Below are 16,024 nucleotides of genomic sequence, written 5' to 3'. Positions count from 1 at the left end.
CACGCAGCGGGTCGGATCAATGCGCATGGACCTGCACAGCACCTTTCCCGGCATACCGGATTTGAAACGTCACGCGCGCCGCCGCCTGCCGCATTTCGTATGGGAATATGTCGAAAGCGGTACGGGGGCGGAAACGACTCTGACACGAAATCGAAAGGCGCTGGATGACGTCCGCCTTTCGCCCTCGATCCTGCACGGCGAACTGGAATTTGATACGTCGAGGACCTTACTGGGCCGTGATTACCCTTTGCCCTTTGGGATCGCGCCGATCGGGATGTCGGGGTTGGTCTGGCCCGACGCGGAGCGCCTGTTGGCTCAGGCAGCCGCGCAGGAAGGGATTCCGTATTCTTTATCCACAGTGGCCAGCCAAAGCCCTGAGGACCTGGCGCCGCACTTGGGACCAAACGCCTGGTTTCAGCTTTACCCGCCGCGCGACCCAGACATTCGCAAGGATATGTTGGTTCGGGCGCATCAGGCCGGGTTTCGAACCCTTGTGCTGACTGTGGATGTCCCAGTAGCCTCGCGCAGGGAACGACAAACCCGCTCGGGCCTGAGGCAACCACCAAAGCTGACGCCGCGTTTGCTGGCACAGATTGCGACAAAGCCCGCTTGGGCCATGGGTATGCTGCGCAATGGCGTGCCGCATATGCGCACTCTGGACAAGTATATCGAAGATCCGGGCGATCTGCCGCCGACGGCCCATATTGGGTACCTGTTGAGGACATCACCGGGGTTGGACTATGTATCGTGGCTGCGCGATCATTGGGACGGAGGCTTTGTGGTCAAAGGCATCTTGCGTCCCGAAGATTCTGACAGACTGGAACGGGTTGGTGTGGACGCCCTGTGGGTCTCGAATCACGGAGGTCGCCAATTTGACGCAGCCCCGGCCAGCATTGAAGCTCTTCCAGCTATTCGCGACGCCACCAATTTACCGCTAATATTTGACAGCGGTATCGAAAGTGGCCTGGATGTACTGCGCGCGCTTTCCCTAGGCGCCGATTTTGTCATGCTTGGGCGCGCTTTTTTGTACGGGTTGGCGGCACTTGGCCCTCGCGGCCCCGCGCATGTCATCGATGTTCTGAGACAGGATCTGCACGCAAATATGGGTCAGATGGGTCTGGCGGCACTGTCTCAAATTGAGAGATAGTGTTAATAATTTGATGCTGCAGCGCGGCATGCGTATAAGGCTACAGCGGCCAAAGGGCGTTTGCGAGCGGTAACATGCCGGTTCTACCCAGAAGAACGGATATACCTGCGCGTATTGTTCGCCCAATAACACGCCCATACACAAAAGACCGGGACTTAATATGACAGACTTCACCAAGATCCTGATTGCCAACCGCGGCGAGATTGCGATTCGCGTTATGCGCGCAGCGAACGAGATGGGCAAACGCACTGTTGCTGTCTTTGCCGAAGAGGACAAGCTTGGCCTGCATCGTTTCAAGGCCGATGAGGCCTATCGCATTGGCGAAGGCATGGGCCCGGTTGCTGCATATCTGAGCATTGACGAGATTATCCGCGTGGCCAAGGAGTGTGGCACGGACGCGATCCATCCGGGCTATGGCCTGCTGTCCGAGAACCCGGATTTCGTGGATGCCTGTGTGCAGAACGGGATCACCTTTATTGGCCCCAAAGCCGAAACCATGCGCGCTCTGGGCGATAAAGCCAGTGCGCGGCGTGTGGCGATTGAGGCTGGCGTTCCGGTCATCCCCGCAACCGAAGTGTTGGGTGATGACATGGACGCGATCCGGGCCGAGGCCGCCGAGATCGGTTATCCGCTGATGCTCAAGGCCAGCTGGGGCGGTGGTGGTCGGGGTATGCGCCCGATCGAGTCCGAGGACGAATTGGAAGAAAAGGTGCTGGAAGGCCGTCGCGAGGCCGAAGCCGCCTTTGGCAATGGTGAGGGCTATCTGGAAAAGATGATCACCCGCGCCCGCCACGTCGAGGTTCAGATACTGGGCGACAAGCATGGTGAGATCTATCACCTTTATGAGCGTGACTGCTCGGTCCAGCGCCGCAACCAGAAAGTGGTCGAACGCGCCCCTGCCCCATACCTGTCCGAAGAGCAGCGCGCGGAGATCTGTGAACTGGGGCGCAAAATCTGCGCCCATGTGAACTATGAGTGCGCGGGCACTGTCGAGTTCCTGATGGATATGGAAACCGGCAAGTTCTACTTCATCGAAGTGAACCCGCGCGTGCAGGTGGAGCACACTGTCACCGAGGAAGTCACCGGTATCGACATCGTTCAAGCACAGATTCTGATCGCAGAAGGCAAGACCCTGGCCGAAGCCACAGGCGCTGCCAGCCAGGCGGATGTGCATCTGAACGGCCATGCGCTGCAGACCCGGATTACGACCGAAGACCCACAGAACAACTTCATCCCCGACTATGGCCGCATCACCGCCTATCGCTCGGCCACCGGTATGGGCATTCGTCTGGATGGCGGCACCGCCTATGCGGGCGGGGTGATCACGCGGTATTACGACTCGCTGCTGACCAAGGTGACGGCCAAGGCCCCGACGCCTGAGGCCGCGATTGCCCGCATGGACCGCGCCCTGCGTGAATTCCGCATTCGCGGTGTCAGCACCAATATCGACTTTGTCATCAACCTGCTGAAACACCCGACCTTCCTGTCGAACGAATACACCACCAAGTTTATCGACACGACACCCGATCTGTTCGCGTTCAAGCGCCGCCGCGACCGGGGCACCAAGGTTCTGACCTATATCGCGGACATTACGGTGAACGGGCACCCCGAGACAAAGGATCGCCCCGAACCGCGCGCCGACTTGAAAGAGGCCAAGCCCCCCGCGCAAAAGGCCGAACCACAAATGGGCACCCGCAACCTGCTGGAGCAAAAGGGCCCGCAGGCCGTGGCCGATTGGATGAAGGCACAGCGTCAACTGCTGATCACCGACACCACCATGCGCGACGGGCATCAGTCACTGCTGGCGACCCGGATGCGGTCGATCGACATGATCAAGGTTGCTCCGACTTATGCGGCCAACCTGCCGCAGTTGTTCAGTGTAGAATGCTGGGGCGGCGCAACGTTCGACGTCGCCTATCGGTTCCTGCAGGAATGCCCGTGGCAGCGTTTGCGCGACCTGCGCGAAGCGATGCCGAACCTGATGACCCAGATGCTGCTGCGTGGAGCAAACGGGGTCGGCTACACCAACTACCCCGACAACGTGGTGCAGGAATTCGTACGCCAGGCGTCCAAGAACATTGATGTCTTCCGCGTGTTCGACTCGCTGAACTGGGTTGAGAACATGCGTGTGGCGATGGACGCTGTCGTCGAGAACGGCAAGATCTGCGAAGGCACGGTTTGCTACACGGGCGACATCCTTGACCCGGATCGGGCCAAGTACGACCTGAAGTATTATGTCGGCATGGCGAAAGAGCTGCGCGACGCAGGTGCGCATATCCTTGGCCTGAAAGACATGGCGGGTCTGTTGAAACCAGCCTCGGCCAAGATCCTGATCCGCGCGCTGAAAGAAGAGGTCGGCTTGCCGATCCATTTCCACACCCATGACACCGCCGGTATCGCCAGCGCGACCATTCTGGCCGCGTCCGATGCGGGTGTGGACGCCGTGGACTGCGCGATGGACAGCTTCTCGGGCAACACGTCACAGGCAACGCTGGGCACCGTGGTCGAGGCCCTGCGCCACACCGACCGCGACACCGGGCTGGACATCAAGGCAATCCGCGAGATCAGCGACTACTTCGAAGCGGTTCGCGGTCAGTATGCGGCCTTCGAATCCAGCCTGCAGGCCCCGGCGTCCGAGGTCTATCTGCACGAGATGCCCGGGGGTCAGTTCACCAACCTCAAGGCGCAGGCGCGTAGCCTGGGTCTGGAAGAGCGCTGGCACGAGGTCGCGCAGATGTATGCCGACGTGAACCAGATGTTCGGTGACATCGTGAAGGTGACACCCTCATCCAAGGTTGTTGGCGACATGGCGCTGATGATGGTCAGCCAAAACATGACCCGCGAACAGGTCGAGGACCCGGCAACTGACGTCGCCTTCCCCGACTCGGTCGTGGACATGATGCGCGGCAATCTGGGTCAGCCTCCGGGTGGGTTCCCCGACACCATCATCAAGAAGGTGCTGAAGGACGAAGCCCCCAACACAGAACGCCCCGGCAAGGACGTGCCTGCGGTTGATCTGGAAGCCACCCGCGCCGAACTGTCCAAGCAGCTGGAAGGCAAAGACGTCGATGACGAGGACCTGAACGGCTATCTGATGTATCCCAAGGTGTTCCTGGACTACATGGGACGTCATCGGATCTATGGCCCTGTCCGAACTCTGCCTACACGCACCTTCTTCTACGGCATGGAGCCGGGCGAAGAGATCACGGCTGAGATCGACCCCGGCAAGACGCTGGAGATCCGCTGTCAGGCGATAGGCGAGACCGATGAAAACGGCGAAGTCCGCGTGTTCTTTGAACTGAACGGCCAACCCCGTGTCATCCGGGTACCGAACCGGATGGTCACATCAAGCACCCAGGCGCGGCCCAAGGCTGAAACCGGCAACCCCGATCACGTCGGCGCGCCAATGCCGGGGGTCGTGGCAACGGTTGCCGTAACTGCGGGACAAGAGGTCAAGGAAGGCGACATGCTGTTGACCATCGAGGCGATGAAAATGGAAACCGGCATCCACGCCGAACGCGACGCAACCGTCAAAGCCGTTCACGTGCAACCAGGCGGCCAGATCGACGCAAAAGACCTGCTCGTCGAACTGGAATAAGCCGTCGAACCAGCTAAAGTTCAAAGGGCCGTGCGGGAAACCGTGCGGCCCTTTTCAATGCTGGAACGGAGACAGACCATGCTTGCAATCACACCGATCTACGCGGCCCTGATCGCAATCCTGTACGTAGCGCTCAGCGTCAAAGTGATTCTACAGCGCCGTAGCGACAAAATCTCGGTCGGCGATGGCGGCAGCAAACTTATGATCAAGGCGATACGCACGCATTCCAATTGCGCCGAATACGCACCCATCGGCCTTTTGCTGATCGCAATGGTAGAGTTGCAAGGCGCAGGTAGCCTGACGTTACACGTGTTGGGCCTGATGCTGTTGGCCGGGCGTCTGTTGCACGCATACGGGTTTGGCAGAACGCCGCAGATCGTCATTCTGCGACAGCTTGGAATGGGGCTGACGTTCACAGCAATATTGGTAACCGCGATCGCGAATCTGGTCCTGGCCCTCTGACTGTAGGCGGGGTTTATCCCGCCAACACCAGCGTTTCGACCAGTGGCGCGCGCATCAGGACTGGGTCGACCTCGACCACCTTGTCCTCAACCCGTGCGCATAGCATCGTGGTCAATATGATCAGCGCGGCCAACAGCGCCATTTTCATATCAGCTATACGTGCCATTTTCATTCTTCAGCCCCTCTTATTTTTTCACGCTCTAGATTTTCAACGAGCTGGGCTCGGATTTCCGTCGAAAGATTTTTCCTCTTTTTTGCGTTTTTCCGCTTGCAGCCTCGCGTGGGAATTTATACATCCCTCCTCACTCAACGGCGCGGGCGTAGCTCAGGGGTAGAGCATAACCTTGCCAAGGTTAGGGTCGGGCGTTCGAATCGCCTCGCCCGCTCCATTGAGAGGTCTTTGGACCACATATGTATCTGATGCGGGCGTAGCTCAGGGGTAGAGCATAACCTTGCCAAGGTTAGGGTCGGGCGTTCGAATCGCCTCGCCCGCTCCAGATACCAACCGATCCGAACATGCTGGTTCTTTGCAGCGCGTTGCGCCATTCTGGTCGCATTACGCAATGCAGGATTACCCGATGTCTGATTATATCATTCGCCCACTCACTGCTGCCGAAGTCCAGCACGCTGTGGATTGGGCCGGTCGTGAAGGATGGAACCCCGGCGTACACGACGCCGAGTGCTTTCGCCCAACGGACCCGGACGGGTTTCTGGGCGGATTTCTGGATGGAGAGATGATTTCCTCGGTCTCGGCGGTGAATTACAACGCCGATTTCGCGTTTCTGGGCTTTTACATCGTTAAACCCGAGTTCCGGCACCATGGTCATGGGCTTGAGATAGCGCAACATGCGCTTGCTCATTGCGGCAGTCGTAACATGGGTCTGGATGGCGTTGTCGAGCAGCAGGAAAATTATCGCAAATCCGGCTTTACCTTCGCGTATAACAACTACCGATTTGCCGGAACAAAAATGCGGATGCTGGCGAAGCTGGGTACATCTTCGAATGATTGCGTAGCGGATCTGAGCAGTGCGTCAGATGAATTGAAAGCCTATGATCGCGACATGTTTCCCGCTGCACGCGATCTGTTCCTTGAAAGCTGGCTCAGCGCTTACAATCACGTATCAAAGGTCTATTCCGACAATGGCAGAATCCAAGGCTACGCAACGCTGCGCCCTTGCATCACCGGATACAAGGTTGGTCCACTGTTTGCAGACAATACCGACATTGCAAGGGCTCTGTTAGCAGCTCTGCTGACGGCGATTCCCGAAGACCACAACGAGCATGAGGTTTTTGTGGACATGCCACAGCCCAACACATCAGCCTTCGCTTTGGCCGACGCGCTTGGACTGGACAAAGTGTTTGAAACCGCCCGGATGTATTCCAGCCATCAGCCGGATATCGATCTGGACCGAATCTTTGGCGTGACGACGTTCGAACTGGGCTAGAACGCCTTGAATGTCATGGTGGTCAGCGAGCGTTCGATGTTAGGGATCACTAGCAAGTGTTCGTTGATGAAGTGGCCCACATCCTCGGTCTCGGGGATATAGAGCTTCAGAAGCAGGTCATATTCGCCGCTGGTGGAATACAGTTCGGAATGAATTTCGCGCAGGGCGATTTCTTCGGCCACCTTATAAGTGGTGCCGGGTTTGCAGCGGATCTGGATAAAAACGCAGGTGGACATAGTGTGACCCTATCGGTTCGTGTTGCTTGCAAGCTGACACGGGGCACAGCCGGGTGCAATCCCCTGCAACAGTTTGGCCTGAATGCCACCTATGGTCTGGATAAGGCAGCCCAACCCCGTCTATAAGCGCGCCTGTAGCAAAAGGAATTCGCCCATGCGCAGCGCTTCGATCAGCCGCAAGACCGCCGAGACCGAGATCACGGTTCAGGTCAATCTGGATGGCACCGGCACCTATGACAACCAGACCGGTGTTGGCTTCTTTGACCACATGCTGGATCAGCTGGCGCGCCACTCGCTGATCGACATGACGATCAGTGCCAAGGGTGATTATCACATCGACGACCATCACACGGTCGAAGATACCGGCATCGCGCTGGGTCAGGCACTGACGCAGGCTCTGGGCGATAAGAAAGGCATCCGCCGTTATGGCGAATGTCATCTGCCTATGGACGACGCACAAGTGCGCTGCGCGCTGGACTTGTCGGGCCGTCCGTTCCTGATCTGGAATGTAGACTTGCCCACGCAGAAGATCGGCACGTTCGACACAGAGCTTGTGCGAGAGTTTTTTCAGGCGCTCAGCACACATGGCGGCATCACCCTGCACATCGACCAGTTGCACGGCTTCAACAGCCATCACATTGCCGAGGCGGCTTTCAAAGCTGTCGCGCGCGCTTTGCGTGATGCAGTCGAAACCGATCCACGCAAGGCGGATGCGATTCCATCGACCAAGGGTGCTTTGTAGGCGGTGGTAAGGGGCGCCGCCACTCTTGGCCTTTGGCCAATTCACCCCGCCGTATTTGGAACAAGAAGAAGAACAGGTCCGTATCATGTTGACTGCGATCATTGATTATGAGTCGGGCAATCTGCACTCGGCCGAGAAGGCTTTTCAGCGCATGGCGCGTGAATTGGATGCCGGTGAGGTTGTTGTGACCTCGGACGCAGACGTCGTGGCGCGTGCGGATCGTTTGGTGTTGCCGGGTGATGGGGCCTTTCCGGCCTGTGCCGCCGAGCTGCGGGGACACAGAGGCATCTATGATGCGATGGTCGAGGCAGTCGAGCAAAAGGGACGACCGTTTCTGGGCATCTGCGTTGGGATGCAACTGATGGCCACCAAGGGCCATGAATACAGCGAAACCGATGGTTTGGGCTGGGTTGCAGGTGATGTTGTCCGAATTGAGCCTTCGGATGCAGCCCTAAAAGTCCCCCATATGGGCTGGAATGATCTGGTCCTGGAAAGCGATCATCCAGTGTTCGATGGGGTGAAATCCGGTGATCACACGTATTTCGTCCACTCCTACCATTTTCGTGTGAGCGACCCAGCACAGCGGCTGGCTTACGTTGATTATGGGCAAGAGGTCACGGCCGTGATTGGCCGCGACACGATGGTTGGGATGCAGTTCCACCCCGAGAAAAGTCAGGACGTTGGGCTGCGTATGCTGGGCAACTTCCTGACCTGGAACCCCTAAGGATTACTGGACGCGCGTCCAGGTTTGGCCGCGACAGATCAAACCACCCGCCACACAACCCTTGACGGTCAGCTTGTTCTGCCCGTCCAGCGACATTTTCGAGTTGTAGGTCTTGTCGCGGTCCGGGGCCCAGATCTTGCCGCTGTCATAGCTGCCGCTACCTTCGGGCACCATGTCCCAGATGATCTGTTTGCCCAGATTTTCGTATTCCAGCTGCTGGTTGCCATCCGCATCAAAGGCGCTGTCGATTGTGCCGCAAATCGCGCTGCCGCATTCGGAAATCGTGACATGCAGGTAACCACCCGTGTCACCCGGCGCAGTCTTCCATAGCCCGTCAACAGGATCTGCTGCCAAAACACTGGTCGCAAGAAGCGACAAACCCGCTGCAAACGTAAATTTCTTCATGATTTTCTCCCTGTTTTGAGGGCAGTCTGACCCGCCAAGGACCGACGGGCAAGAATGACCCAGCGTCGCGTTGCATCCCCTGCCCTGCCTGTGCGATACCCCGCGCGTGTAACAAAGATATAGGGCCACCCGACATGATCCTCTACCCCGCCATCGACCTCAAAGACGGCAATGCGGTGCGCCTGCTGCGCGGTGAAATGGACAAGGTCACTGTGTTCAATGAAGACCCTGCCGCACAGGCCCGCACCTTTGTCGAGGCGGGATGCGAGTGGCTGCATCTGGTCGATCTGAACGGCGCGTTTGCGGGTGAACCGGTTAACGCAGCTCCGGTCGAGGCGATACTGAAAGCCTGCGACGTGCCCGCTCAGTTAGGCGGTGGTATCCGCGACATGGCCACGATCGAAACGTGGATCGACAAGGGATTGGCGCGGGTCATTTTGGGCACCGTTGCGGTCGAAAACCCTGATCTGGTGCGCGAAGCGGCCAAAGCCTTCCCCGGCAAGGTCGCCGTGGGCATTGATGCGCGCAACGGTATGGTGGCGACTAAAGGCTGGGCCGAAGAGACTGACGTGCAGGTCACCGATCTGGCCCGCAGTTTCGAAGACGCAGGCGTGGCCGCAATCATCTATACTGACATCAACCGTGATGGCGCGATGCAGGGCCCGAACATCGAGGCGACAGCAGCCCTCGCTCAAGCGGTTTCTATCCCCTTGATTGCGTCGGGTGGCGTCAGCTCTTTGGATGACCTGATCGCCCTGCGCGACTGTGGTGTCGAACTGGACGGCGCGATCTCGGGTCGGGCGCTGTATGATGGCGCGATTGACCTGGCCGAGGCCATTCGCGCCCTTAACTGAACTACTGCGCGGCAGCGGCGGTCAGTTTCGCCAAAGCGCCGCGCATCTTTTCGATGACGGGTGACTTTTCGACCTCATCCAGCTCATCCATCGTTTCCTTGGGGTCTTCATAGGCCAGCCAGACCTGACCGCTGGCGTCCTCATAGGCTTGCACCTTGAGCGGCAGGAACAACCCAGCACGCGGGTCGATCTGCATGGCTGGCGTGCCCAGCGCAGGGTTGCCGAAAATCAGCACCTGATTGGCAGGAATGGGCGTACCGACCTTTTCCGCTCCGGCCGCATGGTCGATTCGCGCAAACACGGTGGCCCCGGCATTGCCCACTGCTGCTTCCAACGCATCCAGCGCCTCAGCCACGGATTTACTTGTTTGAACTTTGATGATGCCGTCAGCCATGGCGGATAGTACGCCCCCGAATGTTAGAATTGAAGCCAGAAGAAGATGTTTCATCTCGATAATCCTTTTCATGAATTTCACCCCTAATTTCCATGGCTTCACGATGGATCACAATCACAAGTCTGGCATCAGCGGTGCTTTGCCGGTAAAGGTCCGGCAACGAAGGACACCCAGATGCTGAAAACCCGGATCATTCCCTGTCTTGATGTCGCTGATGGCCGCGTGGTCAAAGGCGTGAATTTCGTTGGCCTGCGCGACGCGGGCGACCCGGTGGAATCGGCCAAGGCCTATGACGCCGCCGGCGCTGACGAGATATGTTTTCTGGACATCCATGCGACCCACGAAAACCGCGGAACGATGTTTGATGTGGTGAAGCGCACGGCTGAGCAGTGCTTTGTCCCACTGACAGTGGGCGGCGGTGTACGCACCAAGGAAGATGTCCGTGCCCTGCTGCTGGCTGGGGCGGACAAGGTCAGTTTCAACTCGGCCGCCGTCGCCAACCCGAACGTGATCGCGGAATCGGCGGACCAGTTTGGCAGTCAATGCATCGTTTGCGCCATAGACGCCAAGACCGTCAGCCCCGGAAAGTGGGAAATTTTCACCCATGGTGGGCGAAAGCCCACCGGCATTGATGCGGTCGAATTTGCCAAGACCGTTGTTGCCAAAGGGGCCGGAGAGATCCTTTTGACCTCGATGGATCGTGACGGCACCAAGGCGGGCTTCAATTTGCCCCTGACCCGCGCCATTTCCGACGCGGTGAATGTACCGGTAATCGCCAGCGGAGGTGTCGGCAATCTGGACCATCTGGTGGAAGGTGTCACCAAAGGCGGTGCAAGCGCCGTACTGGCTGCTTCGATCTTCCATTTCGGCGAATACACCATCCGCGAGGCCAAGGAACACATGGCCGCTGCGGGCATTCCGATGAGACTGACATGAGCATTCTGCACGACCTGTCCAACACAATTGAGGCGCGAAAACAGGCTGATCCGGACTCGAGCTGGACGGCCAAACTACTGGCCAAAGGCCCCGAAAAATGCGCCGAGAAGTTTGGCGAAGAAGCCGTTGAGGCGATCATTGAAGCCGTCAAAGATGACAAGGCCAAACTGACCTCCGAGGCCGCAGACGTGCTGTATCACCTGCTGGTCATGCTGGCGGCTCGGGACGTGGCGCTGGATGACGTTCTGGCCGAGCTTGCGCACCGTCAGGGCGTCAGCGGTATCGCGGAAAAGGCTTCCCGCCCTAAGAGGTAACACCTGGGTTCCGCGTCGCTGTTTGGACCGCTATACTTGGACGTCAGATTGGCAGCCGAGGGCGCGACATGATCCGAGTTTTGATGCTTGTGGCAACGCTTGCCATCGTCGCGGGCTGCTCTGCGCCACCGCCCTCGACTGGGGACCAGGTTCAACGCCTGGCAACTGAAATTCAAAGTTTGGGCCCTGACATAGATCCCGAAGAAGCCCAACGAGCGGCGCAGGTTGCCTACGCCTACACCGCACAGCTGGTCGATGAATACCAGATCACTGACCCGCCATTGATCCACAACGCAAAGGTCAACAAAGGCGTGCGCCCACGCGGGCTCTGCTGGCACTGGGCCGAGGACATTGAGCGTCGTCTGAAGCAGGAAAATTTCCAAACGCTTGAGATGCATCGCGCCATAGCCAATGCCGATAATCCGCTGAGAATCGACCACTCCACAGCGATCATCAGCCGCAAGGGGGAATCGTTGTATGACGGTGTCGTACTGGACCCGTGGCGCTATGGCGGGGTGTTGTTCTGGTCTCCGCTGGTCGAGGACACCCGTTACGAATGGGTGCCGCGCGACGTGGTGCTAGAGAAGCGGCGACAGGAACAGGTGGCCCGGCTGAAACCCTATCAGCCAGCAACGCCCTAAAGTTTGGACGAGATGATTCCGGTCGAAAATCCGCCCATGCGCAGCTCGCCAAACAGGCGCTGATACTCGATCTTGGGACAGCGGTTCATCACTACGTCAACGCCCCGTGCTTCGGCCTTTGCCTCCGCTTCGGCATGTTCAACCCCGATCTGCATCCAAATCGTGCTGAGAGAGGGAAAAACGTCCAGAGCTTCGTCAACGATAGGCGGCACAGCTTCGGACCGCCGAAAAATATCCACCATATCCACGGGCTCGGTTATGTCCGAAAGACTACCTCGCACTGTCTGACCGAATAGGTCTTTGCCTGCATGGCCTGGATTGACCGGGATCACATCAAATCCCTTCAAGGTTAGATAGCGCGCCACGTAGAAACTGGGTCGCACAGGGTTCAACGACACTCCTACAACGGCAACTGTCTTGGTGCGTTGCAGAATGGTTTTGAGGTGCTGATCGGGATAATTTGACATGCCCTATCCTTAACAGGGTTATCAAAAGAAAAAAGCGCCCAAGACAGCTTGGGCGCCAGTTGTTGGAACGAGGGACAGTGAAATGACCCGCGGCAGTTCCGTTCCGCGGTCACTGTGACATTTAGGCATGAGTTGGTGAAAAAAAAGAGGGGGCGCGCATTTTTGTGATGACTTTTCACAATTAGCCGATTCTTGCCTAGTTGTGGTACAAGATCACCGGCCAGTTTTCTTCCGCCATTTCAATGAATTCCGCCCTATCCTGCTGCCACATCATCTCAATCTGCTTTGAGTGCGTCAGATACAGGCGGCCATCGACCACCTGCCACGCATTGGGATCGGTGCTTTTCAGAACCCCTTTGGCCATCGCGTAAGAACAATACCCGCCAAACTGCGGAGCAAAGGCCCGGGGGTTGCTTTCAAAGCGCTCTCGGTTTTCCGCAGATGAAAAATGCCATTTTGCCCCTTTCCACATCACAGCGTTTTCCGGGGCACCCATAACGGGCGTCGCGCCTTCGAAGTAGGTCACGGGATCATACCCGGCCATCGCCACACCTTCGGTGGCGAAATAGACGGGATTGTCCTGCGCGGAAACGGCAGAAGAAAGGAATACAGCGCTTAGCGCGCCAAGGATGGAACGTTGGATCAGCATCGCCACGTCAGAGTCTGGAGTCTTGAGGTATCAACATGCAAGTTTTCGGCGGTAACGGAAGCCCCGTTGACAAGGATGTGATCGAGTTTCAACGCAAGGGCGCCTAGTCGAAAATATCCTCAATCACGTCCCAGGCTTCGTCAAACACACGTGAGAACACGCTCTTTTTCTTCTTTTTACGTTTTGCCCTTGAATGCACCATATGAGACACGGCAGGTCGCGCCTGTTTTTCTTTCACGGCCTTACGCTTTGGAATCATCTTGAGATCATGTAGCGGAGCACCGCAGCTTGAACAGCTAAGCTCATGCCGCTCTTTTCCCTTCAGGACCAGGGCCGCACGAGTGCCGCAATAACAGCAGGTGGCGATTTTGGATGGACCGGAAATGGCGCTCTCCTTTGCTCAGGAACGAGATGCATATAAGGCGATTGCCGCCGCGTTTGAGACATTCAGTGACCCAAACCCGCCTGCTGCGTCAATTTTCACCAACTGATCGACGGTTTCTTTGGTCTTCTGCCGCAAGCCCGGGCCTTCGGCACCAAGCACAAGCGCCACGGGGCGATCATGCCCCTCGACCAACGCACCTTCGATCGTCATATCGGCTTCGCCGTCCAGTCCAAGAACCAGAAACCCCATGCCCTGAAGCTCGATGATCGCGTCTGCAAGGTTGCGCACCCGCAAATATGGTTGGCGTTCCAGCGCACCGCTGGCGGTTTTGGCCAGCGCCCCTGTTTCAGGTGCAGAGTGATGCCGCGTACCTATCACAGCGCTGGCCCCCAAAACTTCGGCTGAGCGCAGAATCGCCCCAACGTTATGTGGATCAGTCACTCGGTCCAGCAGAATGACTCTTGGGTTTTCCCGTCCAATACAGTTTTCGGCCAGACCGCCCCAATCCAACGGCTTGACCTCAAGCGCAGCACCCTGGTGAACCGAACCAGCATCAATAGGCGCGGTGAACTTACGTGGATCAACCATCTCGGCTTCAATCCCAGCAAATTCAATGGCTTCCGCCAGCTTGTCACGGGCGTTACGTGTCACGATCAGGCGCAATTTCTGACGATTTGGGTTCATCAAAGCATCCCGCACCGCATGCAAGCCGAACAGCCAGACGGTTTCGGCCGCAGCGGCTTTGCGCGCCTGTTCCTTTTCGACGACCCATTTGGGTTTCTTCATTTTATGGGCCTCCGGGCCGAGAATTCGGTTTCCTGCGCCAAAGCGAAATTTTCCTGTTGACGCTCCTTTGGTGCGCTAGTAATCACGCCTCCACGTCAGGTGCAACGCCTGACAGTGGGCGACAGGCCGCAAGGTGTGGCAGGGGACTGTAACTCCCTCGCGGAGACGCACGCCTGGTTCGATTCCAGGGTCGCCCACCATCTTTCCAACTGAGCGTGAAGATGTGCAGAGTGTGTTTTTGGCACGCTGTGATCGGGTTGGCTGGCGTTGTGCGCGGTTGAAAAAAACCAAGGTTTAAGAACCAACCGTTTGATCTGATTACACTGTTGCGAAGCACTTCCCGGTGCCCTTGATCATTTTCGTTTCCAGAGGGGTATTGAAGCCGCGACAGCATCACCGCCTGTAAGACGCAGTCCAAGTCTGTCTGGTTTTTTCCGGGCTGAAGCCCCTGCAATATTGAAAAAAGGCGCTGAATGCGCTTCGGCGCCTTTTTTACCCTGTTTTTAGGGGTTTACTACCTTACTCTGCCGCCGTGCGCAGTTCTGAAACCTTGTTGAACCACGCCTCGATTGCATCTAGGTCCGCCGGGAGGGCTTCCGCAGCGCCGTCCGCGAACGCCTGAAACTTTTCTTCGTTCAACCCGTTCACGCCGACCAGCACCGGGATGTCCATCGCCAATGCTTCGCCGATCACAGGGCGGAATCCTCGGCCATCCGATTCGTGCTTGCCGAATTTGTTGATGATCAGCAACTGGGGTGCCTTTTCAAGCGAAGCAGTCACATACCCAACCGCCTGTTCCAGTGCTGCGGGGTCCAGGCGGCAACCGCGCGACTGTGTTCCTAGAGATTGCGAAATGCGGATGGTCTCACCCTCTGGCAGCACGCGCACATCCATATCGCATTTGCTGCTGTCCGCGCATTCGGTGTTGGTCTGAACAACGCCCGCCAGTTTCGCGCCCGAAGCCAGCAGGTGTTCTGCAACAGCGCTTAACAGGCGATCAGTGGCGCCGCGATCGGTGGTGGTGACATAGGCCAGATTCATCTTGGACCTCTTGTTTTTCATTTCGACATTTCAAATAGCACGCTCAGGTGTATCCGACCACTCCCCCAGCTACGGAAACGGAGACAGACCGATCACAGGAGCGTGCAGGTGAAGAAGAACCGCATAGGCGGCAAGTGCGGTCATCCATACCCAGGGACGTGGCCAAGGGCGCGGCGCACGGAGTGAAAAGCGCGCGGTTTTTCGAGACAACCGGACCCATTCAATCCCCATTTCGCTAAGTTTGCGACGGTCGATCAAAGACATGCCCATGGCTGCGAAACCGGCAAACAGGCCAAACAGGATGACGTGCGACAGGCTGCCATTGGCCAGCAAGTGTGCCAATGCCCACAACATCAACGCGGCAAGGACCGGGTGGCGGGTGGTGCGCAGGATACCGGGCTGCTCTGGGTCAAAGGCCCGGTTGCCTAGCCCGCCAAACGAGAACGGATTTTGAATGGCCAGCCCCGCAAGGGCCAGCCAACAGACGACCGGCATGATCAGTACTGGCACCCAGCGCAATACTGGAAACGGTGGAATGACCTCCACATAAGGTGCGTTTGCGGCTGCAATGATCAGCCAGACCAACACAGCCAGCGACAGGATCGAATACCCTGCAAAATACCCGCGATGCCCCAGCGTTCCGGTTAGCCACCTGCGCACCGCCGGCCGCACGGGAATTGCGTGGCTGAGAAGGAACGTGACAAGCGCTGCGAGAAATAGAACCCAACCGGTCATGGTGATCTCCGAACGTATTGGGATCGGTCTAGATCAGGATGGCGGTGGGTTCCTTGTCCGAAA

20 protein-coding genes and 3 tRNA genes are annotated in these 16,024 nt (G+C 57.7%); 13 read left to right on the top strand and 10 right to left on the bottom strand.

Annotated features, from left to right (window positions below; all coding sequences use genetic code 11):
- Positions 1–25: 25 nt before the first annotated feature.
- The 3 genes from GOV91_RS10825 (at position 26) to GOV91_RS10815 (ending at position 5,207) form a co-directional block, all read left to right on the top strand.
- The gene (locus tag GOV91_RS10825) at positions 26–1,147 is read left to right on the top strand and encodes an alpha-hydroxy acid oxidase (protein WP_371732300.1); all 1,122 of its coding nucleotides are present in this window, start codon (positions 26–28) and stop codon (positions 1,145–1,147) included.
- 160 nt (positions 1,148–1,307) lie between these two features.
- Positions 1,308–4,745 carry a pyruvate carboxylase gene (locus GOV91_RS10820; RefSeq protein WP_171235508.1) on the top strand — a complete coding sequence of 1,146 codons (3,438 nt, stop codon included), beginning with the start codon at positions 1,308–1,310 and terminating at the stop codon, positions 4,743–4,745.
- A 78-nt stretch (positions 4,746–4,823) separates the two neighbouring features.
- Positions 4,824–5,207, top strand: coding sequence for an MAPEG family protein (locus GOV91_RS10815; protein ID WP_171175360.1), 384 nt, complete (start codon positions 4,824–4,826; stop codon positions 5,205–5,207).
- A gap of 13 nt (positions 5,208–5,220) precedes the next feature.
- On the opposite strand, the gene GOV91_RS10810 is transcribed toward GOV91_RS10815, so the two are convergent.
- The gene (locus GOV91_RS10810) at positions 5,221–5,373 is read right to left on the bottom strand and encodes a hypothetical protein (protein ID WP_171175362.1); all 153 of its coding nucleotides are present in this window, start codon (positions 5,371–5,373) and stop codon (positions 5,221–5,223) included.
- A 148-nt stretch (positions 5,374–5,521) separates the two neighbouring features.
- Between GOV91_RS10810 and GOV91_RS10805 the strand changes: the two genes are divergently transcribed.
- From GOV91_RS10805 to GOV91_RS10795, 3 genes are all read left to right on the top strand, one after another.
- Positions 5,522–5,596 (top strand) — tRNA-Gly (locus GOV91_RS10805).
- Between the two features lie 33 nt (positions 5,597–5,629).
- A tRNA-Gly gene (locus GOV91_RS10800) sits at positions 5,630–5,704 on the top strand.
- 81 nt (positions 5,705–5,785) lie between these two features.
- Positions 5,786–6,652, top strand: a complete 867-nt coding sequence (locus GOV91_RS10795; RefSeq protein ID WP_217352027.1) for a GNAT family N-acetyltransferase — start codon at positions 5,786–5,788, stop codon at positions 6,650–6,652.
- Here GOV91_RS10795 and GOV91_RS10790 read toward each other — a convergent pair.
- Entirely contained in the window at positions 6,649–6,888 is a 240-nt protein-coding gene (locus tag GOV91_RS10790) for an Lrp/AsnC family transcriptional regulator (protein WP_050602861.1), read from the bottom strand. The genes GOV91_RS10795 and GOV91_RS10790 overlap by 4 nt on opposite strands.
- A gap of 154 nt (positions 6,889–7,042) precedes the next feature.
- Here GOV91_RS10790 and hisB point away from each other — a divergent pair, with 154 nt between their 5' ends.
- Together hisB and hisH are read left to right on the top strand one after the other, a co-directional pair.
- The gene (gene hisB / locus GOV91_RS10785; protein WP_171175366.1) at positions 7,043–7,630 is read left to right on the top strand and encodes an imidazoleglycerol-phosphate dehydratase HisB; all 588 of its coding nucleotides are present in this window, start codon (positions 7,043–7,045) and stop codon (positions 7,628–7,630) included.
- A gap of 85 nt (positions 7,631–7,715) precedes the next feature.
- Positions 7,716–8,354, top strand: coding sequence for an imidazole glycerol phosphate synthase subunit HisH (gene hisH / locus GOV91_RS10780; protein WP_171175368.1), 639 nt, complete (start codon positions 7,716–7,718; stop codon positions 8,352–8,354).
- Between the two features lie 3 nt (positions 8,355–8,357).
- Here the strand turns inward: hisH and GOV91_RS10775 are convergent, their stop codons facing one another.
- Positions 8,358–8,759 (bottom strand): DUF2147 domain-containing protein, encoded by a 402-nt coding sequence (locus GOV91_RS10775; protein ID WP_171235506.1) that lies wholly within the window; start codon positions 8,757–8,759, stop codon positions 8,358–8,360.
- Between the two features lie 134 nt (positions 8,760–8,893).
- Between GOV91_RS10775 and hisA the strand changes: the two genes are divergently transcribed.
- Entirely contained in the window at positions 8,894–9,613 is a 720-nt protein-coding gene (gene hisA / locus GOV91_RS10770; protein ID WP_171235505.1) for a 1-(5-phosphoribosyl)-5-[(5-phosphoribosylamino)methylideneamino]imidazole-4-carboxamide isomerase, read from the top strand.
- Position 9,614: 1 nt separating this feature from the next.
- Here hisA and GOV91_RS10765 read toward each other — a convergent pair whose 3' ends face one another.
- Positions 9,615–10,061, bottom strand: a complete 447-nt coding sequence (locus GOV91_RS10765) for a DUF302 domain-containing protein (RefSeq protein ID WP_254440651.1) — start codon at positions 10,059–10,061, stop codon at positions 9,615–9,617.
- Between the two features lie 120 nt (positions 10,062–10,181).
- On the opposite strand from GOV91_RS10765, the gene hisF reads away from it, so the two are divergent.
- The 3 genes from hisF (at position 10,182) to GOV91_RS10750 (ending at position 11,898) form a co-directional block, all read left to right on the top strand.
- Positions 10,182–10,943, top strand: a complete 762-nt coding sequence (gene hisF, locus GOV91_RS10760) for an imidazole glycerol phosphate synthase subunit HisF (protein WP_171235504.1) — start codon at positions 10,182–10,184, stop codon at positions 10,941–10,943.
- A complete protein-coding gene (locus tag GOV91_RS10755) occupies positions 10,940–11,257 on the top strand; it encodes a phosphoribosyl-ATP diphosphatase (protein WP_171235503.1) in 318 nt (105 codons plus the stop codon). The genes hisF and GOV91_RS10755 overlap by 4 nt, the downstream gene beginning before the upstream one ends.
- Positions 11,258–11,325: 68 nt before the next feature.
- Positions 11,326–11,898: a hypothetical protein gene (locus GOV91_RS10750; RefSeq protein ID WP_171175378.1), complete on the top strand. Its 573-nt coding sequence runs from the start codon at positions 11,326–11,328 to the stop codon at positions 11,896–11,898.
- On the opposite strand, the gene GOV91_RS10745 is transcribed toward GOV91_RS10750, so the two are convergent.
- The 4 genes from GOV91_RS10745 to rlmB form a co-directional block, all read right to left on the bottom strand.
- Positions 11,895–12,365, bottom strand: a complete 471-nt coding sequence (locus tag GOV91_RS10745) for a CoA-binding protein (protein ID WP_171175380.1) — start codon at positions 12,363–12,365, stop codon at positions 11,895–11,897. The two genes, GOV91_RS10750 and GOV91_RS10745, sit on opposite strands and share 4 nt — an antisense overlap.
- 196 nt (positions 12,366–12,561) lie before the next feature.
- The gene (locus tag GOV91_RS10740; protein ID WP_174836676.1) at positions 12,562–13,014 is read right to left on the bottom strand and encodes a YHS domain-containing (seleno)protein; all 453 of its coding nucleotides are present in this window, start codon (positions 13,012–13,014) and stop codon (positions 12,562–12,564) included.
- 103 nt (positions 13,015–13,117) lie between these two features.
- A complete protein-coding gene (locus GOV91_RS10735) occupies positions 13,118–13,399 on the bottom strand; it encodes a hypothetical protein (RefSeq protein ID WP_171176233.1) in 282 nt (93 codons plus the stop codon).
- A 15-nt stretch (positions 13,400–13,414) separates the two neighbouring features.
- Positions 13,415–14,185, bottom strand: coding sequence for a 23S rRNA (guanosine(2251)-2'-O)-methyltransferase RlmB (gene rlmB / locus GOV91_RS10730; RefSeq protein WP_171175384.1), 771 nt, complete (start codon positions 14,183–14,185; stop codon positions 13,415–13,417).
- A 116-nt stretch (positions 14,186–14,301) separates the two neighbouring features.
- Between rlmB and GOV91_RS10725 the strand changes: the two genes are divergently transcribed.
- Positions 14,302–14,385, top strand: a tRNA-Tyr gene (locus GOV91_RS10725).
- 319 nt (positions 14,386–14,704) lie between these two features.
- On the opposite strand, the gene GOV91_RS10720 is transcribed toward GOV91_RS10725, so the two are convergent.
- Entirely contained in the window at positions 14,705–15,226 is a 522-nt protein-coding gene (locus tag GOV91_RS10720; RefSeq protein WP_171235502.1) for a DUF2478 domain-containing protein, read from the bottom strand.
- 69 nt (positions 15,227–15,295) lie between these two features.
- Positions 15,296–15,961 carry an NnrU family protein gene (locus GOV91_RS10715; protein ID WP_171235501.1) on the bottom strand — a complete coding sequence of 222 codons (666 nt, stop codon included), beginning with the start codon at positions 15,959–15,961 and terminating at the stop codon, positions 15,296–15,298.
- Positions 15,962–16,024: the final 63 nt, after the last annotated feature.

This window comes from Ruegeria sp. HKCCA6837, assembly GCF_013034475.1.
Classification (GTDB): Bacteria; Pseudomonadota; Alphaproteobacteria; order Rhodobacterales; family Rhodobacteraceae; genus Ruegeria.
This window is presented reverse-complemented; position numbering and strand designations above follow the sequence as displayed.